Source organism: Prescottella defluvii (assembly GCF_000738775.1).
GTDB classification, from domain to species: Bacteria; Actinomycetota; Actinomycetes; order Mycobacteriales; family Mycobacteriaceae; genus Prescottella; species Prescottella defluvii.
Map to the genome: position 1 here is coordinate 24357 of NZ_JPOC01000037.1, position 23418 is coordinate 47774.

Annotated in this window: 16 protein-coding genes and 1 pseudogene; 8 read left to right on the forward strand and 9 right to left on the reverse strand. The window is 67.8% G+C overall.

The window, feature by feature from the left end; genetic code table 11:
* Positions 1–21 precede the first annotated feature (21 nt).
* Positions 22–1071, reverse strand: coding sequence for a hypothetical protein (locus tag IJ15_RS0114435; protein ID WP_051918903.1), 1050 nt, complete (start codon positions 1069–1071; stop codon positions 22–24).
* Positions 1072–1193: 122 nt separating this feature from the next.
* On the opposite strand from IJ15_RS0114435, the gene IJ15_RS0114440 reads away from it, so the two are divergent.
* On the forward strand, positions 1194–1847 hold the full coding sequence (locus IJ15_RS0114440) for a TetR/AcrR family transcriptional regulator (protein WP_031939053.1): 654 nt from the start codon (positions 1194–1196) through the stop codon (positions 1845–1847).
* A 55-nt stretch (positions 1848–1902) separates the two neighbouring features.
* On the opposite strand, the gene IJ15_RS0114445 is transcribed toward IJ15_RS0114440, so the two are convergent.
* A complete protein-coding gene (locus IJ15_RS0114445) occupies positions 1903–3219 on the reverse strand; it encodes an ammonium transporter (RefSeq protein WP_031939054.1) in 1317 nt (438 codons plus the stop codon).
* 186 nt (positions 3220–3405) lie between these two features.
* On the opposite strand from IJ15_RS0114445, the gene IJ15_RS0114450 reads away from it, so the two are divergent.
* Complete coding sequence (locus IJ15_RS0114450) at positions 3406–5580, forward strand: DNA polymerase III subunit gamma and tau (RefSeq protein ID WP_031939055.1); 2175 nt, start codon at positions 3406–3408, stop codon at positions 5578–5580.
* Here IJ15_RS0114450 and IJ15_RS0114455 read toward each other — a convergent pair.
* On the reverse strand, positions 5577–6137 hold the full coding sequence (locus IJ15_RS0114455) for a TetR/AcrR family transcriptional regulator (RefSeq protein ID WP_031939056.1): 561 nt from the start codon (positions 6135–6137) through the stop codon (positions 5577–5579). The genes IJ15_RS0114450 and IJ15_RS0114455 overlap by 4 nt on opposite strands.
* 109 nt (positions 6138–6246) lie before the next feature.
* Between IJ15_RS0114455 and IJ15_RS0114460 the strand changes: the two genes are divergently transcribed.
* Positions 6247–6555 carry a hypothetical protein gene (locus tag IJ15_RS0114460; RefSeq protein WP_051918904.1) on the forward strand — a complete coding sequence of 103 codons (309 nt, stop codon included), beginning with the start codon at positions 6247–6249 and terminating at the stop codon, positions 6553–6555.
* A gap of 17 nt (positions 6556–6572) precedes the next feature.
* Here IJ15_RS0114460 and IJ15_RS0114465 read toward each other — a convergent pair whose 3' ends face one another.
* Positions 6573–8279, reverse strand: a complete 1707-nt coding sequence (locus IJ15_RS0114465; RefSeq protein WP_031939058.1) for an amidase — start codon at positions 8277–8279, stop codon at positions 6573–6575.
* Positions 8280–8518: 239 nt separating this feature from the next.
* Between IJ15_RS0114465 and IJ15_RS0114470 the strand changes: the two genes are divergently transcribed.
* Positions 8519–9733, forward strand: a complete 1215-nt coding sequence (locus tag IJ15_RS0114470; RefSeq protein ID WP_031939059.1) for an acetyl-CoA C-acetyltransferase — start codon at positions 8519–8521, stop codon at positions 9731–9733.
* Between the two features lie 31 nt (positions 9734–9764).
* Entirely contained in the window at positions 9765–11906 is a 2142-nt protein-coding gene (locus IJ15_RS0114475; RefSeq protein ID WP_031939060.1) for a 3-hydroxyacyl-CoA dehydrogenase NAD-binding domain-containing protein, read from the forward strand.
* Between the two features lie 74 nt (positions 11907–11980).
* Here the strand turns inward: IJ15_RS0114475 and IJ15_RS25290 are convergent, their stop codons facing one another.
* The 4 genes from IJ15_RS25290 to IJ15_RS0114495 all read right to left on the reverse strand — a co-directional run bounded on the left by IJ15_RS25290 (position 11981) and on the right by IJ15_RS0114495 (position 16829).
* A complete protein-coding gene (locus IJ15_RS25290; RefSeq protein WP_051918905.1) occupies positions 11981–12736 on the reverse strand; it encodes an IclR family transcriptional regulator in 756 nt (251 codons plus the stop codon).
* Positions 12737–12923: 187 nt separating this feature from the next.
* The gene (locus IJ15_RS0114485; protein ID WP_031939062.1) at positions 12924–14294 is read right to left on the reverse strand and encodes an aldehyde dehydrogenase family protein; all 1371 of its coding nucleotides are present in this window, start codon (positions 14292–14294) and stop codon (positions 12924–12926) included.
* Between the two features lie 15 nt (positions 14295–14309).
* The gene (locus IJ15_RS0114490) at positions 14310–15119 is read right to left on the reverse strand and encodes an SDR family oxidoreductase (RefSeq protein WP_031939063.1); all 810 of its coding nucleotides are present in this window, start codon (positions 15117–15119) and stop codon (positions 14310–14312) included.
* Between the two features lie 69 nt (positions 15120–15188).
* Complete coding sequence (locus IJ15_RS0114495; RefSeq protein ID WP_081880738.1) at positions 15189–16829, reverse strand: outer membrane protein assembly factor BamB family protein; 1641 nt, start codon at positions 16827–16829, stop codon at positions 15189–15191.
* Positions 16830–16874: 45 nt separating this feature from the next.
* On the opposite strand from IJ15_RS0114495, the gene IJ15_RS0114500 reads away from it, so the two are divergent.
* The 3 genes from IJ15_RS0114500 to IJ15_RS0114510 all read left to right on the forward strand — a co-directional run bounded on the left by IJ15_RS0114500 (position 16875) and on the right by IJ15_RS0114510 (position 20679).
* Positions 16875–17495, forward strand: a complete 621-nt coding sequence (locus tag IJ15_RS0114500) for a TetR/AcrR family transcriptional regulator (protein ID WP_051918907.1) — start codon at positions 16875–16877, stop codon at positions 17493–17495.
* Positions 17496–17765: 270 nt separating this feature from the next.
* Positions 17766–18995 carry a cytochrome P450 gene (locus IJ15_RS0114505; protein ID WP_031939066.1) on the forward strand — a complete coding sequence of 410 codons (1230 nt, stop codon included), beginning with the start codon at positions 17766–17768 and terminating at the stop codon, positions 18993–18995.
* Between the two features lie 46 nt (positions 18996–19041).
* Positions 19042–20679: an AMP-binding protein gene (locus IJ15_RS0114510; protein WP_031939067.1), complete on the forward strand. Its 1638-nt coding sequence runs from the start codon at positions 19042–19044 to the stop codon at positions 20677–20679.
* A 1428-nt stretch (positions 20680–22107) separates the two neighbouring features.
* Here IJ15_RS0114510 and IJ15_RS26715 read toward each other — a convergent pair.
* Positions 22108–23238 (reverse strand): annotated as a pseudogene (locus IJ15_RS26715) (Rieske 2Fe-2S domain-containing protein); the annotation flags it as partial.
* Positions 23239–23418: the final 180 nt, after the last annotated feature.

Here is a 23418-nt window from a genome sequence, read left to right on the forward strand (position 1 = left end):
CGAGTGGTGTATGCGCTGCGCTTACTTGGCGTGTGGACGGCGTGTTTCCGGTTCGGCGGCACCGGCTTCAGGGTGGTGCGCCACTGCCGCGAAAGCGGCTTTGGGTTCCCATTCCATGTCCGGGTAGGTCTGTCCCCGGCGTCCTTCGAGGAGTTTGACGATGCCCAAGCTCGCCCGATCCAAGTCGTCCCTGGGGTCACCGTCGGGGCGGTGTGGGTAGCCGGGCAGGGCGAACAAGTACACGAAGGCGCTGTCCACACCTTCGGTCTCGAAGACCTCCAGCAGTTCGCTCAGGTATGTGGCCTGGCCGGCCTCGTCACGCTCGTATACGCCCTTCAGCCGTATGGGGGCCTTGGTTTCCGGGTCGTGCTCGACCACTTCCAGTACCCGCCCGCCGCGGTCACCCGCACCGCGATAGGCCGCGGTGCCGAACCCGGTGATGGCGAGCGGCTTCGGGCCTCGGGCCAGGGTGCGCACCGCGTCCCGGAACTGGTCGGCGACCTCGGCGGAGCGGATCAGCTCGAACGTCATCATGTCGAAGGGCGTCCAGTCGACCTGCTCGAATTGGATGGCCGCGTAGGTGAGTGTGCCGTGGAAGCGTTCGCGGACCGTGGCCGCGGCGTCGCGGAGGAACGCGTTGATGCGCACGCCGAGTTCACGTATCGCTTCGTCCCGCTGCCCGGGTCGGGCCATCAGATGCCCAACCCGTTCCTCAGGGGTCTCTCCGGGCAGGAATCCGCGGTTCATCACGCTCAGTTCGACCCCTGCGACGAATACGACCGTGGCCCCCTGCTGCCGGAGCCGTTCTGCTCGCTCGGCGCAATCGCGGAAGAGGCCGACGATCTGCTCAGGATGCAGTTCCAGCGGATAGGGCGAGAACCAGACTTCCAGGCCGAGTTCAGCGGCGGCACGGCCGGCCAACTCGAGTCGTTCCGGGTCGCCGCCGATGATCTGGATCGCGTTGCAGTGCAGGTCGTCGCGGATGATGGCCAGCTCGCGTCGGACCACCGCGGGGTCGAAGTGTTCGCGAGATGACTGGCCGTGCACGACGAATCCGGTGTCGTAGGTCATTCCTTTTGCTCGCATGGTGGCGTCCTTTCTTCCGCGTCGAGACTGACACCAAACTTGCGTGCGCGCAAGGTTGCGCTCACGCAACTTTGCGTGCGCGCAGTCCTGTGTGGAACGCTGTCTCCGTGACAACCCATCGACCAGGGCTGCGGGAGCGGAAGAAACAGGCCACGCGTGAGGCGCTACGAGAGGCCGCCCTGCGTCTGGCCGTGGAGCGCGGACCGGGCCAGGTTCGGGTCGAGGACATCGCCGAAGCAGCCGGGGTTTCGCCGCGTACTTACAACAACTACTTCGCCAGCCGAGAGCAGGCGATCGTCTCCGCTGTCACCGAAGACCGGGAGGCGCGCATCGCGGCGGCGGTCGCGGCTCACCCCGCAGGAGTCCGCCTGGCTGACGCCGTCACCGAAGCCGTGATCGAGCAATACGCGAGCACCGGCGAGCGTGATCACGAGGCGCTGCTGCTGATCACCACCCAGACCGCACTGCGCGACGCCTTCCTCGACGCCACCGCCGGCATCGAGCCCCCGCTCACGGTGGTGATCGCCGAACGCCTGGACGACCCCGAAGCGCACACGGCCCGCGTCCTCGCAGCAAGCGTGGCCGCGGCAGTTCGCATCGCTCTGGAGAGCTGGCTCCAGCCGGCCGGAAACGCGGGGGTTGCCGAGACCTTCACTGCCGGAGGACTGGTTGTGCCCTCCGGCTCGCTGCCCGACCAGCTCCGTGCGGCGCTGGCGCCGCTTGCGCCCGCGTTCGACGCCGCCGAGAAACACGCCTCATAGACAAGGTTCGGGCCGCGACGAAGAACCGATCCACAGCGATTCGGTTCAACTGCCGTCAGACCGCGTCGGCCTCCGGCTCGGGGCGCTGCCGCGGCCGTTCGTGTTCCCGGGCGAACGGCCCGTTCGGTGCGCCGTGGGCGAGGACGGCGTGTTCGTAGGCCGACTCGGCGTGCAGTGCGAGGTCGATGCCCGATGTCTCCTGTTCGGCAGTGATGCGGAATCCGACGAGCCGGTCGATGAGCTTGCCGAGGCCGTACGTGACACCGAACGCGTAGAGGCCGACGACGGCGACCGCGAGGACCTGCTTGCCGAGCTGGGCGAACCCGCCGCCGAAGAACAGGCCCTCGACACCGCCGGTCATGACCTCCGAGGCGAGCAGGCCGATGAGCACGGTGCCGACGATGCCGCCGACGAGGTGGACGCCGACGACGTCGAGGGAGTCGTCGTAGCCGAAGCGGAACTTCCAGCCCACCGCGAACGAGCAGACGGCGCCGGCGACGACACCGATGACCGAGGCGCCGACCATGCCGACCCACCCGCAGGACGGGGTGATCGCGACGAGGCCGGCGACGACACCGGACGCGGCACCGAACGTGGTGGGGTGGCCGTCACGCTTCTGCTCGACGACCAACCAACCCAGCAGGCCGGTGCAGCCGGCGACCAGGGTATTGAGGAACACCGCGGCGGCGGTGCCGTCGGCGGCCATCGCCGAGCCGGCGTTGAAGCCGAACCAGCCGAACCACAGCAGCCCGACACCGAGCAGCACCATCGGCAGGTTGTGCGGGCGCATCGGCTCGTTGCGGAAGCCGATCCGCGGGCCGAGCACCAGGGCGAGGGCCAGCGCGGACGCACCGGAGACGATCTCGACCACCAGGCCGCCGGCGAAGTCGAGCGCGCCGAGCTTCGAGATCCAGCCATCCGGCCCCCACACCCAGTGCGCGACCGGCACGTAGACCAGCAGCGCCCACACCGGGACGAAGAACATCCACGACGAGAACTTGGCGCGGTCGGCGATCGCGCCGCTGATCAGTGCCGCGGTGAGGATTGCGAAGGTCAGCTGGAACGTCGCGAACAGGAACTCCGGTACCCCGGACCGCGCGGTGTCCGGGTCGATCCCGGCCATGCCGAAGTGCTCGAGCCCACCGATGAGTCCGCCGCCGACATCGTCACCGAAGGCCAGGCTGTAGCCGACGACCAGCCACACCACCGTGACCAGCGCGATCGAGACGAAACTCATCAGGATCATGTTGAGGACGCCCTTGGAGCGGACCATGCCGCCGTAGAACAGTGCCAGGCCTGGCGTCATCAGCAGAACCAGCGCGGTGCTGACCAGCAGCCACGCGGTGGTAGCGGGATCGATCGTCTCGAGCATGTGAACTTCTCCTCACCGGCGGTGTGTCACCGCACGCGAGAAATGACGATCGCTTCCCGCCGTTTCCGGGGCGGGGCGCCCGTGTTGCTTCTGTGTTTCGGAAATCTCTTCGTGCCCGCCGGGTCCGATTCGAGTGGGGTGTCACTCCTGCGACGAACTGTCGCAGGACGCCGGTAGTCTTTCGCCGTGGCCCTGTACCGGAAATATCGACCAGCTTCGTTCGCGGAGGTGGTGGGTCAGGAGCACGTCACCGAGCCCCTGAGCACCGCACTCGACGCCGGACGTATCAACCACGCCTACCTGTTCTCGGGTCCGCGCGGCTGCGGCAAGACGTCGTCGGCGCGCATCCTGGCGAGGTCGCTCAACTGCGTCCAGGGGCCCACGTCCCGGCCGTGCGGCGAATGCTCGTCGTGCATCGCGCTCGGCCCCGGCGGCCCCGGCAACCTCGACGTCATCGAACTCGACGCCGCCAGCCACGGCGGCGTGGAGGACACCCGCGAGCTGCGTGACCGCGCGTTCTACGCGCCGGCCGAGTCGCGGTACCGGGTGTTCATCGTCGACGAGGCCCACATGGTCACCACCGCGGGCTTCAACGCGCTGCTCAAGATCGTCGAGGAGCCGCCGGAGCACCTCATCTTCATCTTCGCCACCACCGAGCCCGAGAAGGTGCTGCCGACCATCCGGTCGCGCACCCATCACTACCCGTTCCGGTTGTTGGCGCCCAACACCATGCGCGGGCTGCTCGAGAAGATCTGCGCGCAGGAACACGTCACGGTCGAGGATGCGGTGTACCCACTGGTCATCCGCGCCGGCGGCGGTTCGCCCCGTGACTCGCTGAGCGTGCTCGACCAGCTCCTGGCCGGTGCCGGGGAGGAGGGCGTCCGGTACTCGCGGGCGCTCGCGTTGCTCGGCGTCACCGATGTCGCGCTCATCGACGAGGCCGTGGACGCGCTCGCCGCGAGCGACGGCGCCGCCCTGTTCGGCACCGTCGACAAGGTGATGGACGCCGGTCACGACCCGCGCCGGTTCGCCGTCGACCTGCTCGAGCGGCTGCGCGACCTCATCCTCATGCGCGCGGTGCCCGACGCCGCGGAGCGCGGTCTGGTCGACGCCCCCGGCGACGTCCTCGAACGCATGCGTGAGGAGGCCGAGCGGATCGGCCCCGCCACCCTGGCCCGCTACGCAGAACTTGTGCACGACGGCCTCGGCGAGATGCGCGGTGCGACGGCGCCGCGGCTGCTGCTCGAGGTGATGTGTGCCCGGATGCTGCTGCCGTCCGCGACGGACGCGGAATCAGCTGTGCTGCAACGGCTCGAGCGGATCGAACAGGGGGCAGTGATTCCCGCTGCCAACGGCGTCGCTGCCGTTGCCGCCGCACCCGCGCCGGTACCTGCGGCCGCGCCGCGCCCGGCCGCGGTCGAGCCGCCGCCGTCGGGTCCGGTCTACCAGCGTCCGTCGCAGCGCCGCGAGGCACCTGCTGCGGCAACGGAACCGGAGCCGCAGCGTCCACCGGAACCGCAGCGTCCACCGGAACCGGTCCGTCCACCGGAGCCGCAACGTCCACCGGAACCGGTCCGTTCGCCCGAACCGGTGCAAAAGTTGGAGCCGGTCCGCCAGGCGGAGCCTGCGCGCGAACCGGAGCCCGTGCCCGTGCCCGTGGCCGCCGTCGCACCCGAGCCGGAGCCCGTTGCACCCGCCCCGGAGCCCGTGGCGCCCGCACCGGTCCCGGAACCTGTTCCGGCGGTGTCGGATCGTCCGGACGCCGCCGGGGTCCGGGCGGTGTGGTCGGAGGTGCGGGCGAAGGTGCGCGACCGCAGTCGGACCGTCGAGGTGATGCTGTCCGGCGCCACCGTCCGGTCGGTGGACGGCGCACGTCTGGTGCTCAGTCACGACTCCGCACCGCTGGCCAAGCGTCTCGTCGAGCCGCGCAACACCGACGTGATCGGTGCCGCGATGCGCGATGTGTTCGGCGGCGACTGGGAGGTCACGTGCGAGCACGGCACCGCGCCGGCACAGCAGGCGGCTCCGGCCAGTGCGCAGCAGACGAAAGCTCCTGCAGCACCGCGTTTCTCCCGTCCCAGCCAGGGTCGGGCTGCCGTGGCGCCCCCGCCGTCGGCACCCCGCTCGGCCGCGTCGGACCTCGACGACATTCCGCCGCCCGAGGCCCCGGACTACCCGGACGATCCCGGTCCGCCGCCCGTCGACTACGAGGCCACACCTCCTCCCAGCACCCCTGAGGACGAGGCGGAGATGATGGCCGAGGCGGCCGTTCCGGTGGACCAGGCGAGCCGCCGTGATCCGGACGACATCGCGGAGGAGTTCCTCGGCGAGATTCTCGGCGCGCGCAGGATCGACGGCTAGAGCGCGGGAGCGGGGCGGGCGGCGACCGTGGGCCAGAACGTCGCGAACAGTCGTTCACGCCAGTCGTCGACATTCCCGAGGCGCGCCTGCTCGGCCACGTAGGCGCCGACGATCGCGTCAATCAGCGCGTCGTTGTCCAGGTCGGCGCGGAACTCGCCGGCCTCCTTCGCCTCGTCGATCACCTCGGAGACCTGTCGGCGGTAGCTGGCGAGGATCGACCGGAACGACCGACTGAATTCGACGTCCTCGTCGGTGAGGAGAGCGGCCATGCCGCCGAAGCCGATGCCGTGTTCGACTGAGGCGACGGCGCGTTCGATGACCCAGTGCAGTCGCTGCCGGGCATCGAGCGCCGGATGGGCCTGCGGTGGGGTCGCCAGTGGCGACAGCGCTGCCGTCAGCATCTCGCGACGATCCGCATACCGCCGGTAGATCGTCGTCTTCGCGACTCCGGACAGGGCCGCCACCGATTCGACCGTGACGGCTCCCGGTCCTCGGGAGCGCAGGATCTCCAGCACTGCTGCGACGATCCGGGCATTGGCATTTTCGGAAAGGGGCATCGCTCTCCTCGCGGTCCGTCGATTTCGTGGTTCGCGGGCGCGATTCTTTCACGTGCTACGGTGGGCGTAGCGATACGATTCGCGTAGCGTATCGGAGAGGGTGTTTGACGTGCAGAGTGTTCGTCGAGTCGTCCGTGCCATCCCGTTTCCCTTCGTGGGGTACATGCTCGGGCTGGTCGGATTCGTGTGCCTGGGCGGCTTCGTGGCGGCCCTCGCCGGAGGTCATTCGTTCGCTCCGGCGCTGGGTGGCGCGGTCGTCGTCGCCTTCGTCGCGATGGTCCTGTGCTTCCGGGTCCGGTCCTTCGCGATCGCGCAACCGGTCGGAGACGGAGTCGAGCTCAGTTCGGATCTGATGGTCGACGCCGCGGAGCAGGGGGCGGCCGAGCGCTACCTCGCGAGGTACCGCCCGGCGGAATGATCCCCGGAATCCGAGGGTCAGATCTCCGCGGTCGACAGCGTCGGTAGGAAGTGGAACCCGAATCCGACGTTGGTGGTGTTGGTGGGGTCGGGGCCCGGGCCGGGAGTGGTGACCCGGGACTGCGGGATCTGCCGCGGCGCCGGTGCCACCGTCGGCGCCTCGGTCCAATCAGGCTGCGCCGCTTGCAGTTCCAGAGCGATCTCGATCAGTGCAGTCTCGTCCCACGGGCGCCCACCGATCTGGACCCCGAACGGTAGACCCGTCACCGAGGAGCGTCCGGCCGGCGTGCAGACCACCGGCGCACCGGTGAGGTTGGCCCAGCGCACGTCCCCGGTCACGCCGTCGAACACCGAGATGCCGGCGACCTCGACTCGCTTGGACCCGTCCACTCTCGAGCCCGGTACCAGGACGGCATCGAGGTCGCTGTCGGCGAACATCCGGTTGTACTCGTGCTGGTACATCAGCCGATTGCGGGCGGTGGTCATGTAGTCGATCGACGGGACGGCGAGAGCGGCGACTCCGCTCGACGCGACTACGGCGTACTTCGGTCGGTACAACGCGATGTCTTCCACGAATTGCTTGTGGTAGCTGCCCATTTCGGCCGAATCGCCGGTGAGCAGGTCGGGTGCCGGGACCGGCATCGAGATGTCGACGACGGTGCCGCCGAGGCGCCGGACGAGATCGAGGTACTCCGCGAACAGCGTGCCGAGGGGTGCGGGCAGGGCGTCGGCGCTGCGGCGGGCCACGCCGAAACGCTTGCCCGCCAACGGCGTCGCGCCACCCTTCGCGGCGAGCGGGTAGCCGTCTGCCGGTGGGGGCGGGCCGGCGTACGTGGTGGGGGAGTCCGGGTCGGTGCCCGCCATGTAGCCGAGCAGGAGGGCGGCGTCGGCGACGCTGCGGGCCATCGGCCCCACGTGGTCGCGGGTCCAGGTCAGCGGGATCACGCCGTAGGTGCTGCAGCGGCCGAACGTCGGCTTGATCGACGTGATGCCGCACGCGCTCGCTGGGAGACGCAGCGAGCCGCCGGTGTCGGTACCCGTCGCGAGCGGCGCGAAACGCGCCGCGAGGACGGCGGCGCTGCCACCGGACGAACCGCCGGGCGAGTACGCGGTGTTCCACGGGTTGCCCACCTGCTCGGTCGCGATGCCGATCGCGAACTCGTCGGTGTGGGCGTGTCCCATCAGTACCGTGCCGGCATCGCGCAGCCGGCGCCACACGGTGGAGTCGCCCGCCGCGATGTTGCCCTCGAGGACCCGGCTCGACGCGGTCAACGGCAGGCCCGACACCGCGAAAAGATCCTTGAGCGCCAAGGGGATTCCGCACACGAGCGGGGCGTCCCCGTCGGTGCTGCGGCCCTTCGCGGAGAGCCGTCGTGCGGCGGCGTCTGCGGCCTCGTAGGCCATCTCCGGGTAGATCCGGCTCCAGCCGCCGATCTCGCCGTCGAGGGCCGAACTGCGGGACAGGCAGGCGTCGAGCAGCTCCCGGGGGTGCAGGCGTCCGGACTGCAGCAGGCTCGCGGCCTCGACCGCGCCGAGGAACGCGGGATCGGTGACCGTGATCGAGTCGGGCGAGGGCAGGCCCCGTGTCGCGGTCGTGCGGCGCTCGGCAGGGCGCGCGGTCGCGGTACCGCTCGTGCCCAGGGTCGCGGCTCCGGCCGCGCCGAACGCGGCTGCACCCAGGAATCCCCGTCGCGTCAGTCCGCTGCGCGGGCCGAGCTCACCCATCCGAACACCCCTCCCGAGCATGTTTCCCCTGCGGGAGGTTATCGGTCGTCCGGTCGGTGCCCCACCGGCAGGGTCGTGTTCCGCGGGCGGTCGTGATCGCCTCGGTCACAGACCGGGATCGCTTCGGTCCTTCCCGCTAACTGGAACACGTTCTAAGGTGAACGCAGCCGAGGTCTGTGCCTCGTATGGGCAGGTCGCTGCGGCGGCACGCAGACGTGAACAGGAAGGAACACCTCACAGTGACCACAGAGGCATTCATCTATGAAGCCATCCGAACCCCGCGTGGTCGGGGCAAGAGCACCGGTTCGCTGCATTCGGTCAAGCCGATCTCGCTGGTCACCGGCCTGATCGACGAACTGCGCATCCGTTTCCCGGACCTCGACGAGGACCGGATCTCCGACATGATCCTCGGTGTCGTCTCCCCGCTCGGCGACCAGGGCGCGGACATCGCCCGCACCGCGGTCACCGTCGCCGGCCTGCCCGAGACCGTCGGCGGTGTGCAGATCAACCGTTTCTGCGCCTCCGGTCTCGAGGCCGTGAACATGGCCGCGCAGAAGGTGCGCTCCGGCTGGGACGAGATGGTCATCGCCGGCGGCGTCGAGTCGATGTCGCGGGTGAAGATGGGCTCCGACGGCGGCGCCTGGATGCAGGACCCGGCCACCAACTACGACACCTACCTGGTGCCGCAGGGCATCGGCGCCGACCTCATCGCCACCATGGAGGGCTTCACCCGCGAGGACGTCGACGCGTACGCGGCCCGTTCGCAGGACCTCGCGGCGAAGGCGTGGGCGGGCGGCTACTTCGCCAAGTCCGTCGTCCCGGTCAAGGACATCAACGGAATCACCGTCCTCGACACCGACGAGCACATGCGTCCGGGCACGACCCTCGAATCGCTCGCGGGGCTGGCCCCGGCGTTCGCCGGTATCGGTGAGATGGGCGGCTTCGACGCCGTCGCGCTGCAGAAGTACCACTGGGTGGAGAAGATCAACCACGTCCACCACGGCGGCAACAGCTCCGGCATCGTCGACGGTGCCGCCCTCGTGCTCGTCGGCAGCGAGGACGCCGGCAAGGCGATGGGTCTGACCCCGCGGGCCCGCGTCGTCGCGACCGCCACCTCCGGCGCCGACTCGACGATCATGCTCACCGGCCCCACCCCGGCGGCGCACAAGGTGCTCGCCCAGGCCGGGCTCACTGTCGACGACATCGACCTGTTCGAGATCAACGAGGCCTTCGCCTCCGTCGCGATGAAGTTCCAGAAGGATCTGAAGATCCCGGACGAGAAGCTCAACGTCAACGGCGGCGCCATCGCCATGGGTCACCCGCTCGGTGCGACCGGCGCCATGATCACCGGAACGATGGTCGACGAACTCGAGCGCCGCGGCGCCAAGCGCGCCCTCGTCACGCTGTGCATCGGCGGCGGCATGGGCGTGGCCACCATCATCGAGCGCGTCTGACGCTCACGGACCAAGCAGGAGAAACGAAACAGTGAGCGATCAGAACATCATCAACTGGGAGCAGGACGCCGACGGCATCGTCGTGCTGACCATCGACGACCCCAACCAGGGCGCGAACACCATGAACGACCGGTACATCTCGTCGATGAAGGCGACGGTCGACCGGTTGTACGCGGAGAAGGACTCGATCACCGGTGTCGTGCTGACGTCGGGCAAGAAGACGTTCTTCGCGGGCGGCGACCTGAAGAACATGATCAAGGTCGGCCCCGAGGACGCCGAGCAGATCTACAACCACAGCCTCACCCTCAAGGCCGACCTGCGTCGCCTCGAGACCCTCGGCAAGCCCGTCGTCACGTGCATCAACGGTGCCGCCCTCGGTGGCGGCCTGGAGATCGCGCTCGCGACGCACCACCGCATCGCCGCCGACGTCAAGGGCGTCAAGATCGGTCTGCCCGAGGCCACCCTCGGGCTGCTGCCCGGTGGCGGCGGCATCGTCCGCACCGTCCGCATGTTCGGCATCATGACCGCGCTGACTCAGATGCTGCTGCAGGGGCAGCAGCGCGGCCCGCAGCAGGCCAAGGAGGTCGGCCTGGTCGACGAGGTGGTCTCCTCCGTCGAGGAACTGGTCCCGGCCGCGAAGGCGTGGATCAAGGCCAATCCCGAGTCGGGCGTGCAGCCGTGGGACGTCAAGGGCTACAAGATTCCCGGCGGTACCCCCGCCACCCCGGCCTTCGCCGCGAACCTGCCGGCGATCCCGGCGAACCTGCGCAAGCAGCTCAAGGGCTCGCCGATGGAGGCGCCGCGCGCGATCATGGCCGCCGCCGTCGAGGGCAGCCAGGTCGACGTCGACAATGCACTGCTCATCGAGTCGCGCTACTTCACCAACCTGGTCACCGGCCGCGTCGCGAAGAACATGATCCAGGCGTTCTTCTTCGACATGCAGGCCATCGGTTCGGGTGCCTCGCGTCCCAAGGACATTCCCAAGCGCGAGATCAAGAAGGTCGGTGTCCTCGGTGCCGGCATGATGGGCGCCGGCATCGCGTACGTGTGCGCCAAGGCCGGAATCCCGGTGGTGCTCAAGGACGTCACGATCGAGGCCGCCGAGAAGGGCAAGGCGTACTCCGAGAAGATCGAGGCCAAGGCGCTCTCGCGCGGCAAGACCACCGAGGAGAAGTCGAAGGCCCTCCTCGCGCTGATCACGCCCACCGCGGACCCGGCCGACTTCGCGGGCGTCGACTTCGTCGTCGAGGCCGTCTTCGAGTCGCCCGACCTGAAGAGGAAGGTGTTCCAGGAGATCGAGGACATCGTCGAGCCCGACGCCCTCCTCGGCTCCAACACCTCGACACTGCCGATCACCGATCTCGCGACCGGCGTCAAGCGGGCCGAGGACTTCATCGGCATCCACTTCTTCTCGCCCGTCGACAAGATGCCGCTGGTGGAGATCATCCGCGGTGAGAAGACCTCGGACGAGTCGCTGGCCCGGGTGTTCGACTTCGTGCAGGCGATCCGCAAGACCCCGATCGTCGTCAACGACTCGCGCGGCTTCTTCACCTCGCGCGTGATCGGCACGTTCGTCAACGAGGCCATCGGCATGGTCGCCGAGGGCATCGAGCCCGCCACCATCGAGCAGGCGGGCATGCAGGCCGGCTACCCGGCGGCACCGTTGCAGCTGTCGGACGAGCTGAACCTGACGCTCATGCAGAAGATCCGCGCCGAGTCGAAGGCCGCCGCCATCGCCGAGGGCAAGGAACTGCCGGCCGACCCGGCCGGTGACGTCATCAACTACCTCGTCGAGGGCAACGACCGCAAGGGACGCCTCGGCGGCGCGGGCTTCTACGACTACGCGGACGGCAAGCGCACCGGCCTGTGGCAGGGCCTGCGGGATCACTTCGATTCCGGATCGAACCAGGCTCCGATCCAGGACCTGATCGACCGGATGCTGTTCATCGAGGCCATCGAGACGGTCAAGTGCTTCGACGAGGGCGTCATCACGTCCACCGCCGACGCCAACATCGGCTCGATCATGGGCATCGGCTACCCGGCCTGGACCGGTGGCGTCAGCCAGTTCGTCGCCGGCTACCCCGGCGGTACGGCCGGATTCGTCGCTCGTGCAGAGGAACTCGCCGCCAAGTACGGTGAGCGCTTCACCCCGCCGGCGTCGCTGAAGGACTAGTCACGCAGCTCCACCCACGACACCCCCGTCCGGTCTACCGGGCGGGGGTGTCGTGTTCGTGCGCGCCGCGCGGGCTACTCGCCCGCTGCGTGAGCGGCGCGGCGTCGGGCACCCGACGCTTCCAGATGCGCAGTGATGGCGCACGCGGCATCCGCGACGAGTACAGTGTGCCGGATCTCCGGGTTTCCCGCTCGCCCACCGAGGGAGACCGCGGCGACGGGCACTCCGGTGACGTCGACGACCGCCGCCACGTGCGGCGCGCTGCCCGGATCGTGACCGACCCGCGCGGCGAGGATCCCGTCGTTCCTGCGGATGTTCGCCAGGTCGCTCTCGAGCCGTGCGTGCGCAGCCCCGCAGCCGGCGCATCGTCGTTCGCGGGTGTGCAGAAGTTGGGTGAGAGCCTCGGGCGACAGCACCGACAGCAGCGTGCGTCCGGACACCGTGGCGCACGGGCAGTTCCGGTCGCCGACCGTCGTCGACGGCGTCGCCGACCACCGGCCGCTGAGCTGGTCGAGGATCAGCTCGTCCGCCCCGTCGAGGATGGTGAGGCGGACGACCATGCCGGTGCGGAGCATGAGTGAGTGGAGGTGGCGGGAGGACGCGGCGCGCAGCTCCCGGTGACTCGACCGCGGGTTGACGAGAAGTGAGAGCGCTCGGGGACCGAGACGGTACCCGCAGCGGAGCCGGACGATCCAGTCCGAATCGACCAATTGCGTGACGATGCGGTGTGACGACGAGCTCGGCAGGCCGGTTCTCTCCATCACGTCGATGAGGCTCAGCACCTCGTGAGGCGAATCGAACGAGTCGATGATCAGGGTTGCTCGTGCCACGATGCTCCTCGGCGGAGTCCCTCCGCGATACGACGGCATCGTCAGCGCAGTCCCCTTCTCGCGCAGGGATGTACGGCTTCGTGCTTCGCTCGTCGAGTGTTCATGTCGCCTTGTGTGGATGGAAGACCTGGGGCCGACGGGTGTGGGCGGTGATTCCTCGCGGGGACGCACCGCCCACACTCGGTCGTCAGTACTTGATGCTGATCACGCGGGCGTCGAGGAAGTCATGGACGCCGGCGTGGCCGCCCTCGCGGCCGAAGCCGCTGGACTTGACGCCGCCGAAGGGGAGTTCCACCTCGAGTGCGTTGTGCTGGTTGATCCATACCTGGCCGGCGTCGATCCGGTCGGCGACCTTCTCGGCGTTCTCGACACTGCCCCAGACGGAGGCGCCGAGGCCGAAGTCCTGGTCGTCGAGGGTGCTGAGGACGTCTTCGATGTCGGTGTAGGCGACGACCGGAAAGACGGGCCCGAACTGCTCGAGCGCGACGATCTCGGCGGTGTCGTCGACGTCGCGGACGAGGGTGGGCTCGAGGAAGTAGCCAGGCAGATCGGTGCCACGTCCGCCGCCCTTGACGACGGTGCCGCCGCCGGCAACGGCCTTGTCGAGCAGGCCCTGCACGAAAGTGAGCTGGGCCTCGTTGTGCAGCGGACCCACCTTCGTGCCGGGAGCGAGTCCGTAGCCGACGGGAAGGGTGTCCATGGCGGCGGCGAAGGTCGCGCAGAACTCGTCGAGCTTGTCTGCGGGGACGTACGCGCGTTTCGGGGCGACGCACATCTGGCCGGAATTGAAGAAGGCGCTCTTGGCGAGAAATGCTGCCGCATAGCCGATGTCGGCGTCGTCGAGGAGGATCGCGGGGTCGTTGCCACCCAACTCGAGGGTGACCGGGGTGACGGTGTCCGCGGCCTGACGCATGATCTGCTTGCCGACTCCGGTGGAGCCGGTGAACGAGACCTTGCGGATCCGGCGGTGCTCGACGAGGGCCCGACCGACCTCGGGGCCGCCGTACACGACGTCGAGGACGCCCTCGGGAAGAACACCCTTCAGTAGGTCGACGACCTTGCCGACGACGAGGGACACCGACTCGGCGGGCTTGACGATCACAGTGTTGCCGGCGGCCAGTGCGGGGGCGATCTTCGCCATCATGAGGAAGATCGGAAAGTTCCACGGCACGATGGCCGCAACGACACCGAGCGGCCGGTGTTCGATGCGGGCGGTGCGGCCGGCGACGGCGGGGGCGTCGGTGACGTCGTCCCAGTCGATGCGGGCGTGGTGGGCGAGAGACTTGGCGGAGATCCAGATCTCCCCGCCGGCGTCCTCTGCGGTCTTTCCCTGCTCCATCGACAGCAGCGGGACGAGTTCGGGGGTCTTGCGCATCAGCTCGTACGAGCACGCGGCGAGCAGTCCCTGGCGGTAGGCGCGGTCGGTGCGCCAGCGCGCGAACGCGCGGTGCGCGGACGTGATCCGGGCGTCGAGGTCCGCGATGGTGGTGACCGGTGTACGGCCCACCTCCTGCAGCGTCGCCGGGTCGATCGAGACGAGTTCGGTGATGTCGGACATGGTGGTGTTCCCTCCCTACTGTGCCGCCGCGGCCATGGCCGGCGCGATGTAGTTGCGGAAGACCATCGAACTCAGTCCGCCGTCGAGCGGGAGGTCGGCGCCACTGATCCACGATGCCTCGGAGGAGGCAAGGAACAGCAGGGCGTCGGCGATCTCCTCGGCGCGGGCGTGGCGACCGGCCCAGATCGCGGCGCCTTCGATGTTCTCGGCGCCCATGGTGGCGGTGAAGTCCTTCAGTAGCGGCGTTCCGATCGTGCCGGGCGAGGCGCTGTTCGACCGCAGGCCGATGTGCTTGCCGTCGACCGCGAGGTTGCCGGAGTTGATGATCGCGGCTTCCTTGGACAGGTTGTAGCAGACGGTGTCGATGTCCGGGAAGTCCGCGAGCGAGTCGAGGGCGGCATCCCAATCATCGATCGCGAGAAAGGCGTTGAGTCGAGCGAAGTTCTGCTGCCACATGAATCCGGCCTGCGAGGCAGTCGTCACCACGACAGGTTCGGGCCCGAACTTCGGCAGCAGTGCCCGGGTCAGGTCCCGGGGTGCGAGGGTGTTGATCGAGAGAACCGTCCGCCACGGCAGCGTCGCCGCGACACCGGCGTTGTTGATCAGGACGTCGATCGGGCCGTCGATCCGGTCGGCGATCGCGAGGACCCCGGCATGAGTGGACAGGTCACCCACCACCATTCGTGCGACGGCGGAGTCGGTGCTGGCAACGCGGTCGACACCGATCACGGTGGCGCCCTGGGCGGCAAGTTTGGTGACGGCGGCGGCACCGACACCGGAGGAACAGCCCGTGACGACGACTGTCTTGGACGAGAAATCAGGCATGGAAGTCAAAACTCCTTGGAGACGAGGACATCAGGGGTTTGCACACCCGGTGAGACGGACAGCGGCGCGTCACCGGGCCGGCAGGAAGCCGTCCAGGCCGCCCTGCGGACGCATCACCTCGAGCCCCGCAGGCAGATTCGCGTTCACCATCGGCGCGAGAGGCTCGACGGCCGTAGATGTCATCGAACCGAGCGACGAGAACATGCGTCCGTCGGGCGTGACGGCGAGCAGTCCCTCGGTCGTGTCGGTCACGGAGGTGACGTTGCGTCGCGCGACGCCGGTTGCCGGGTCGAGTTCGACGATCGCGGCCTTGACCGGAACGGACACCGGGTGTCCCTGCACCGGGACGTCGTAGCCGTAGAAGACCTCCATCAGGATGGCGCCGTCGACCACGGTCGGATTCCCGTTGCCTCGTACGATGGGCGCGCCGTACACGGCATTCACCGGCAGGGCCTCGTCGGTGACTGCGGTGAGGTCGGCGTCCCAGAGCTTGTCGCCGGACGCGCTGAAGGCCGAGGCGACACCGGGATTGGTGAGGGTGTAGATGGTGCCGGCAGCGTCCACGGCCACGGCGGCCGCGGCGGCGTTCGACTGCGCATTCCACTTCAGCGCGCCGCTATTGCTGTCGAATGCGTAGAGCATGCCCTCGTCGTCACACGTGTAGACCGTCCGCCCGTCGGGGGACAGGACCGGGCTCGATCCACTGCCCGGACCCATCTGGGCCGCGAACGCAATCGAAACCGAACCGAGTCTGCCGCCACGCGGGGATGTCACGTCCAAGCCGTAGAGAGCGCCCTTGTCCGCCTGCGCGTCGGTCGCCGCCACGAAGACCCGCCCCGTCTCCGGATCGACCGCGGGGGTGTTGGCGCTCTGCACGATGCCGCCCATGAGGATCTGGAAGATCGGATCCTTGATAGCTGGATCCATGATTCCGTCGGACCACATGCTCGGCGACATCGGCGTTGCAGTGTGGCGCTTCGCCAACGTGCCCGGCAGTTGCAGAATCGGCGCGCGAAGTGCGCCGGTTGCACGGTCGACGACCACGACCTGGCCGAAGGCTGTCGTGCCCAGCACCGCGCCGTCCTTGGTGAATACGGCCGTGACGAACGGGTTGATCGCGCGTGATCCGTCGGCGAACGGATTGGGCGTCGGCGCGGACGGCAGGTCGATCACCCACCGCAACCGGCCGTCACTCGTGTAGGACCAGAACTGGTCGCCGTCACCGATGAAGATGTTGCCGTCCGTGTCGACGATGGGGGAGGAGATGACGGCACCGGAGTCGACGCCGTCCTTGCCGCTCCATTTCGGCGATTCCCAGACGGTGTTGCCCATACGGTCGAGCACGTGGAGGTTCGCGTGCCCCTCGGCCTTGCCTGTAGCCGCCGCGAGATTGCCGTTCGGCAGCAGCACCGGAAGCGTGAGGAGGGAGGCGCCTTCGAGCGCCGTCCAGCGCGTGTACTCCGCGGATGGCGTCACACCTAACTGCTGCTTGCGATTGGCGGAGTCGCCGTGGAGCGTGACCCAGCCGGTGTTCGCGTACGGCAGTGCACCACCCTGATCAGCGCTCCCGGTGCCGAGGCTACCGAAGCCGCCGATGCCGAGGCTTCCCGTATCTGCTTGTGCGCCTGCGGTACCGACGAGTGTGGTAGCGGCGACAGCCGCTGTGGACACCAGGAGTCGACCGACTTTGCGGGTCGTGATGGAAGTCATAATTAATACTCCTTATTAGTAGTAGGTGGAAGGTACACTACGGCCATGAGCCAGGGAACCCCCTCGACCAAGCAGAAGCTCCTCGAAGTTGCCGAGGAGCTGTTTGCCGCCAGGGGTGTGGAGGCCACGCTGATCGGCGATATCGTCCAAGGCGCAGGTCAACGCAACCCCTCCGCTCTGCGGTACCACTTCGGGTCCCGTGAAGGCGTGCTGCAGGCGATTCGCGAGAAGTACCTCGCGCAGCTGGAGCAGCGCCGCGCCGAACTCCTCGAGAAGTGGCCCGCCCCGGGCCCGTCGACGCCTCGTGATGCCGTCACGATCGTGGTCGCTCCGCTGGTGGAGTTGCTACGCGACGAGGGGGGCCGCAGGTATCTGCGGATCCTCGGTCAGACGTTGTTCGAGCTGAACACCGATCAGATGGTCGGTGTGGACCGGTATCCCAGTCTTGCAAGGTCTTTCGATCTCATGCGCGCCGGGATGGAGCACGTCCCCGACAATCTGGTCGAGGACCGTGTCAAGGGGGTACTGACCCTGGTCTCCGCGGCGCTCGCGACACGCGCTCGGGACGCGGCGACCGGCCGTCGGATGCCGAATTCCATCCCCGACTTCAAGGCGAACGTGATCGCCATGGCCACAGCCGTCCTTACCGCACCCATCGACGTATAGATCTGGCACGCAACGAGCGTCACTTCCGGCGGGCTGTCGGACTTGACGCTCGTTGCTGTCATCCGATGCGAAAGCGTAATTACAACAGCGTATTACAGTTGCATCTGCCGATACCACTCAGTGGGACTGAGTATTTCGATCTCCCTGTTCTCGTGTTGACTCGACCGCGTCGAGCGAATCCGCATCCGGACCGCCGCTCCCTCACTTGCGCGTATCCGCGACCTTCTTCTCCGCCCTGCCCTTCGGCGACACCTACGCAAAGGACCTGACATGGACAGCACAGCTCTCCGCCCCGAGGCCATCGACACTGCGTTCCCCTGGCCGCGCCCGCCGATCGACCCGCCGGCCGCCTACGACTGGCTGCGGGACAACGAACCCATCAGTCAGGTCACGACCGCCGGTGGCGGCAAGGCGTGGCTGGTCACCCGATACGACGACGTTCGCGCACTCCTGTCCGACCGGCGGGTGAGTAGCGATTCCCAGAATCGCGGATTCCCGCACTTCGGCGCGCAGCCCGAACCTGCGGATCAGCAACTGTTCCTTCGCATGGACGCGCCGCAGCACACGATCTTCCGCAACCTGCTGTCGAAGAACTTCACGCTCAGCGCGATCAACAAGATGCGCCCCGCGATCCAGGAACTGGTCGACAAGACCATCGACGAGATGCTTGCGCGCCCGGATCGCAAGGCGGATTTCGTCGAGGCGCTCGCCCTACCGGTACCGAGCACGGTCCTGAGTTGGCTGCTCGGGGTGAAGGCGGAGGATCGTGCCTTCTTCAACGACGCGGCCGATCGGTCCCTCGCATCCACCGATCCCACCAACCCCGAGGCGCTGACCATTGCCATCGAGGCGATGCAGGAACTGCGTGGGTACATTCGCTCGATCTCGGAAGAACGTGCTGCACAGGATGATCCGGGTGAGGACATCATGGGTCAGCTCGTCGGTGCGGTGCGCCGTGGTGAGATCACCATGATGGATGTGGAGAACTCCGGCTTCCTACTGATCATTGCCGGGCACGACACCACCACGAACATGACGGCCCTCGGTACCTACACCCTGCTCGAACACCGCGACCAGTGGGACGAGATGCGCGGCAACCCCGCGCTCATCCGCAACGCCGTCGAAGAACTGCTCCGGTACCTGACCGTCGTCCATCTCGTGATCCTGCGGGTGGCGAGCGAGGACATCGAGATCGGCGGAGTGACGATCAAGGCCGGCGACTCGATCATCCCGCTCAACCTGTCGGCGAATCGTGACGACGCGCATTTCCCGGGAGCCGGTCAGCTCGACATCCATCGGAAGGCTCGCGACCACTTCGCCTTCGGGTACGGCGTCCACCAGTGCATCGGACAGGGCCTCGCTCGCCTCGAACTGCAGGTGATCTTCGAAACCCTCACCCGTCGGGTCCCGACCCTCAGACTCGACACCGACCCCGCGGACCTGCCGTTCAAGCGGTGGTCGGGTATCAACGGGCTGTTCTCCCTGCCCGTCACCTGGTGACCTCCGCTCAGTTGCAGATCCTTCCCGGTAGAGAAGAAGGCCTCCGTTGACCACCATTGCCGAACTCCTGCTCCGTCGAGCCCACGACGACGGTGTCGCCCTGTACGAGGGCGAGCAGGCGTGGACGTACCGCGAGTTCGTCGGACTGTGCGCCGCGCGCGCCGCCTACCTGCTCGACCGACGACGACCCGGCCCGTTCCACGTCGGCGTGCTACTCGACAACCGTGTCGACTTTCCGCTGTGGATCGGGGCCTGTGCGCTCGCCGGTGCAACGTTCGTGGGCCTCAACGGAACACGTCGAGGTCGGGACCTTGCCCGGGACGTCGAGCACAGCGATTGTCAGATCGTGATCACCGAAGGCCGATACGTCGAGGAACTGAGCGCACTCGACGACAGCCGGTGCGGCGATCGTGTTCTCGACGTGGACACCAGCCACCACGACGACGCACTCGCTCCTTATCTCGGCGTCGCGGCCCCGCAGGTTGACGTTCGGCCCGGCGACACTGCGATGCTCATCTTCACCTCGGGGTCGACCAGCGCCCCGAAGGCGTGCATCTGCTCGCACCGCCGGCTCGTCGGGACGGCGGAGGCCGTCGCGTCGTACTTCGGTCACTCGCGGGAGACAGTGAGTCTGGTGAGCATGCCGTGGTTCCACACGGCGGCGATCGTGCAGGGCTGGCTACCGGCACTGTCCGTCGGCGCGGCGTCCGTGATCGCGAAGTTCTCGGTGTCGCAGTTCTTTCCGACCGTCGAGAAGTTCGGTGTCACGCACTTCAACTACGTCGGGAAGCCCCTCGCGTACCTCCTCACCGCTCCGGCCACACCCCGCGACCGTTCGACGACGCTGCGCATGGTGATGGGCAACGAGGCGGCGCCGGGTGACGTCGAGGAGTTCGCTGCTCGGTACGACTGCACTGTCGTCGACGGATACGGTTCGACCGAGGGCGGCATTACCTTCGCGCGAACACCCGACGCACCCGCGGGCAGCCTCGGGATGCCGGCATCCGACGGAATCAAGATCTTGAACGCCGAGACCTTGTCGGAGTGTCCGCGCGCGGAGATCGATGCGAACGGTGTGTTGTCGAACCCCAACGAGGCGATCGGCGAACTCGTGAACACTGAGGGTGCAGCGGGATTCGAGGGCTACTGGAACAATCCGGAGGCCTCGGAGAAGCGGGTGCGACACGGAATCCTGTGGACCGGCGACCTCGCCTACCGGGACACCCGAGGTTTCTTCTGGTTCGCGGGACGGGACGACAACTGGATTCGGGTCGACGGTGAGAACATCGCGTCCACCCAGATCGAGGACGCGATCGGCCGGCACCCCGATATCGCGCTCGTCGGGGCGTACCCCGTTCCCGACGACACCGTGGGGGACCGGGTGATGGTGGCAGTCCAGCTGCGACCGGACGCCGTGTTCGACGCCGGTGCCTTCGACACCTTCCTGCGTACGCTGGACGACTTCTCGCCGAAGTGGCTCCCGAGCTTCGTCCGGATCTGCGACCGGATCCCGACGACCGCGACCACCAAGGTGCTCCGGCGCCGGCTGCGCTCCGAACGGTGGCGGACCGAGGACCCGGTTTGGTGGCGTCCCGAGCGGCAGGGTCCCCTGGAGGCAATGACCCCGACGGTGATCGATGAGTACGAGCGGTCCCTGGAACCGAGAGCGCTCGAGGGCATCTGACGCCGGAAGGGACCGGTGATGCCGGGGCCGTGCACACCGATCCGGTGTGCACGGCCCCCAGCAAGCTGTGCCGAACTAGCCGAGGAGGCGCTCGTTGTAGGCCGCGGCGCGATCCTCGAGCTGAACGACTCGCGCGGCCGGGGTGACCCGGGTGATGCCGGCGGGGAGTGCCGAATCGAGATCGGCGATGTCGACCAACCGAGCCGAGCGAACCGTCCGGGACAGGTCGACGTCCGAGGGGACGGACTGCCAGCGGATCGCGTACATGCCACTGTCGATACCGCTGGTGTCCAACCAGTTCCAGGTACCGGGATCCTCGGCGGAGACGACATAGGTGATCGTGCCGTCCGCGTCGGGTCGGGCCTGCGCCTGATTGAGGCTGCCCGATCGATCGACGTACTCACGCGCGACGCCCCACGGATCGGTCAGCTCGAACCCGAGGTACCGGGCGCCGACCGGATCGAGTGTGACCACGAGCGCCTGCTTCGGGCCAAGGGCGAAGTGTCCGCTCGTCGCGAACCCGAAACCGGACCCGCGTGGCGCCGTCGGAGCCTGGACGTCGTTGGGCGCCTTCGTGTAGATGAAGGTGTTGTCCCAGTCGAGCCAGTACCGGCCGATCGTGCGAAGGAGATCGGCGGTCTGCGTCGCCAGTTGCTCGCGACTGCGGGGTGCGGGCGCGTCAGGTCCGGCCGTGCGGTCGATCTCCAGATGCGACGGTCGTTCTCCCGCCCAGTTGTTCAGCGAGTCGCGCGCAATGAGGAGCCGAGCGGCAGCCGTGGTGCGAATGTGGTTCGGGCGGCCGTCGGCGGGCTCTGGGTCGACGGTGATCGTGAACGATCCGTCGGGATCGATCTGCATACGATCCGAGGTGAGGGACGCCAGGACCGGGGCGCCTTCTTTCGTCACCGCCCCGGTGCCGGGAAGCTCGCCGTAGAGGACGAAGGACAATTGGGCCGGCCGCCGTTCCGGCATGCGTCCCCGAATCACGAAGGTCGACTCTCCGTCGACGGCAGCGTGCCGATGTACGTTGTCGGGGTTGTCGATTCCGTAGCCCGAACGGTCCACGTCGAGGCCGTGCCAGCAGTGGGGAGCCGTGACGACCCAGTTGAAGTGTGGTGCCGAGGAGTCGTCGGTGACCACGGTCTGGGCCGCTGCCGCCGCAATGGAGTCGACCGCTGCGTGAAGAGTGTCTCGTCCGGCTCGGGTGGCACCCTGGGGATCTGCACGGTACATCGCCGCGACGTCGGCCTTCGCTGCGCGCACCAGTGGGTCCGCCGCGACCGCCGCAACAGTCTTCTCGAAATCCAGCTGGGCTGGGGAGTCGAGGGCGCCGCCGGGGGCGAAGGCGCGATCGCAGTCGCCGTCGGAGCTACCCCCGGAAAGGCTCCCGGTCGGGGAGGACCCCAGTGGGCCTGCGGCGACAGGCACAGCGCGCTTGGCGATGTTGTCCTGAACTTCGGCTCGCCACTTGCTGTTCGGTGCGGTGGTGTCGATCTCGAACTCGTACCGGTTGATCATCTCGGGGCGAACGTCCACCGCATCGACGTAGAACTGTTCGTACCAGCGTCGCAGCTGGTACACCGGACCGTCCTCCTCGCACAGGAGCGGATTGTCGATGCGGGCCTTGTTCTTCCAGATCACGACGTCCTGTTCGAACCCGAGGCGCACGAAGTCGCCGATCTTCCGGGCGAGGGCGGCGGACTCGGCGTCGTCTCGGCCCGGGAACTTCTTGACGATGACGCCGTACTGCAGCTCGAACGAGTTGGCGTCGATCGGGTAGTGGCAGTTGATCAGCACGATCGGCAGGTCTGCCTCGTCGTAGTGGTACACGAGGTCGTCGATCATGAAGGACGGCCCGTGGTACGCCGCGACTGAGGTGTTTCCGCGGGAGACCGGAACTCCCGGAACGGGTTTGCGGGGGGCGACATCCTCGCGTCCGACACCGGTCATGAACTGTGTCGCGGTGTGGCCTTCGAAGATCGTCTTGAAATACGTCGGGAAGGCGAGATGAATGTAGAAGAAGTGGGCCATGTCGACGACGTTGTCGATGACTTCACGGCAATTGACGCCCTCGATCGTCGTCGAATACCAGATCCAGTCGGTGTATTCGGGGTCGCCGTAGCCGGCGATACGCGGAATCGTCACGTCCGCGGGTGGCGGGTTGCCCTCGGGGTCGTTCCAGACGAACAGCAGTCCGTCCTGCACCATCGTCGGCCACGTGGTGGTACGGGCGAGCGGCGGGACACGGCGCGCGTACGGGATGTTCTTGCAGCGCCCGTCGCCGCCCCACCGCCAATCGTGGAACGGGCAGGCGATCTCGTTCCCCTTGACGGTTCCCTGCGAGAGGTCGCCGCCCATGTGCCGGCAGTACGCGTCGAGCACGTTGATGCGCTGGTCCTGCCCGGCGAAGACGACGAGCTTCCGGCCGAATGCGTTGATCTGATGCGGATTTCCGTCGAGGAACGTGCGTTCCAGGCCCAGGCAATGCCATCCGCGCGCGAACCGTCTCGGTGGCGCTTGGGCGGTGATCTCGCGGACCGGCGCGTCGTTGTCGTTCATCTTTCCTCCGTGCTGTGGGTCGCGTCCTCGGGGTATCTGTGTGTCGGATACCCCGAAAGTGGGGGGCAGGCTGCGAGCGAACGGGTTCGGGCCACCAGGTCAGGTCTGCGACCAGTGACTGCCGGGGCGCAGGATCAACGCCGCGTGATGGTTGATTTCACATTAGACGACCGTCTACTG

What these genes read in the sequence shown, in the direction of transcription:
- IJ15_RS0114455 (WP_031939056.1), bottom strand. Translation starts at nt 6,137, where the DNA reads ATGCCCCTTTCCGAAAATGCCAATGCCCGGATCGTCGCAGCAGTGCTG.
- IJ15_RS0114490 (WP_031939063.1), bottom strand. Translation starts at nt 15,119, where the DNA reads ATGCCTGATTTCTCGTCCAAGACAGTCGTCGTCACGGGCTGTTCCTCC.
- IJ15_RS0114485 (WP_031939062.1), bottom strand. Translation starts at nt 14,294, where the DNA reads ATGTCCGACATCACCGAACTCGTCTCGATCGACCCGGCGACGCTGCAG.
- IJ15_RS0114500 (WP_051918907.1), top strand. Translation starts at nt 16,875, where the DNA reads ATGAGCCAGGGAACCCCCTCGACCAAGCAGAAGCTCCTCGAAGTTGCC.
- IJ15_RS0114435 (WP_051918903.1), bottom strand. Translation starts at nt 1,071, where the DNA reads ATGACCTACGACACCGGATTCGTCGTGCACGGCCAGTCATCTCGCGAA.
- IJ15_RS0114465 (WP_031939058.1), bottom strand. Translation starts at nt 8,279, where the DNA reads ATGGGTGAGCTCGGCCCGCGCAGCGGACTGACGCGACGGGGATTCCTG.
- IJ15_RS0114495 (WP_081880738.1), bottom strand. Translation starts at nt 16,829, where the DNA reads ATGACTTCCATCACGACCCGCAAAGTCGGTCGACTCCTGGTGTCCACA.
- IJ15_RS0114505 (WP_031939066.1), top strand. Translation starts at nt 17,766, where the DNA reads ATGGACAGCACAGCTCTCCGCCCCGAGGCCATCGACACTGCGTTCCCC.
- IJ15_RS0114445 (WP_031939054.1), bottom strand. Translation starts at nt 3,219, where the DNA reads ATGCTCGAGACGATCGATCCCGCTACCACCGCGTGGCTGCTGGTCAGC.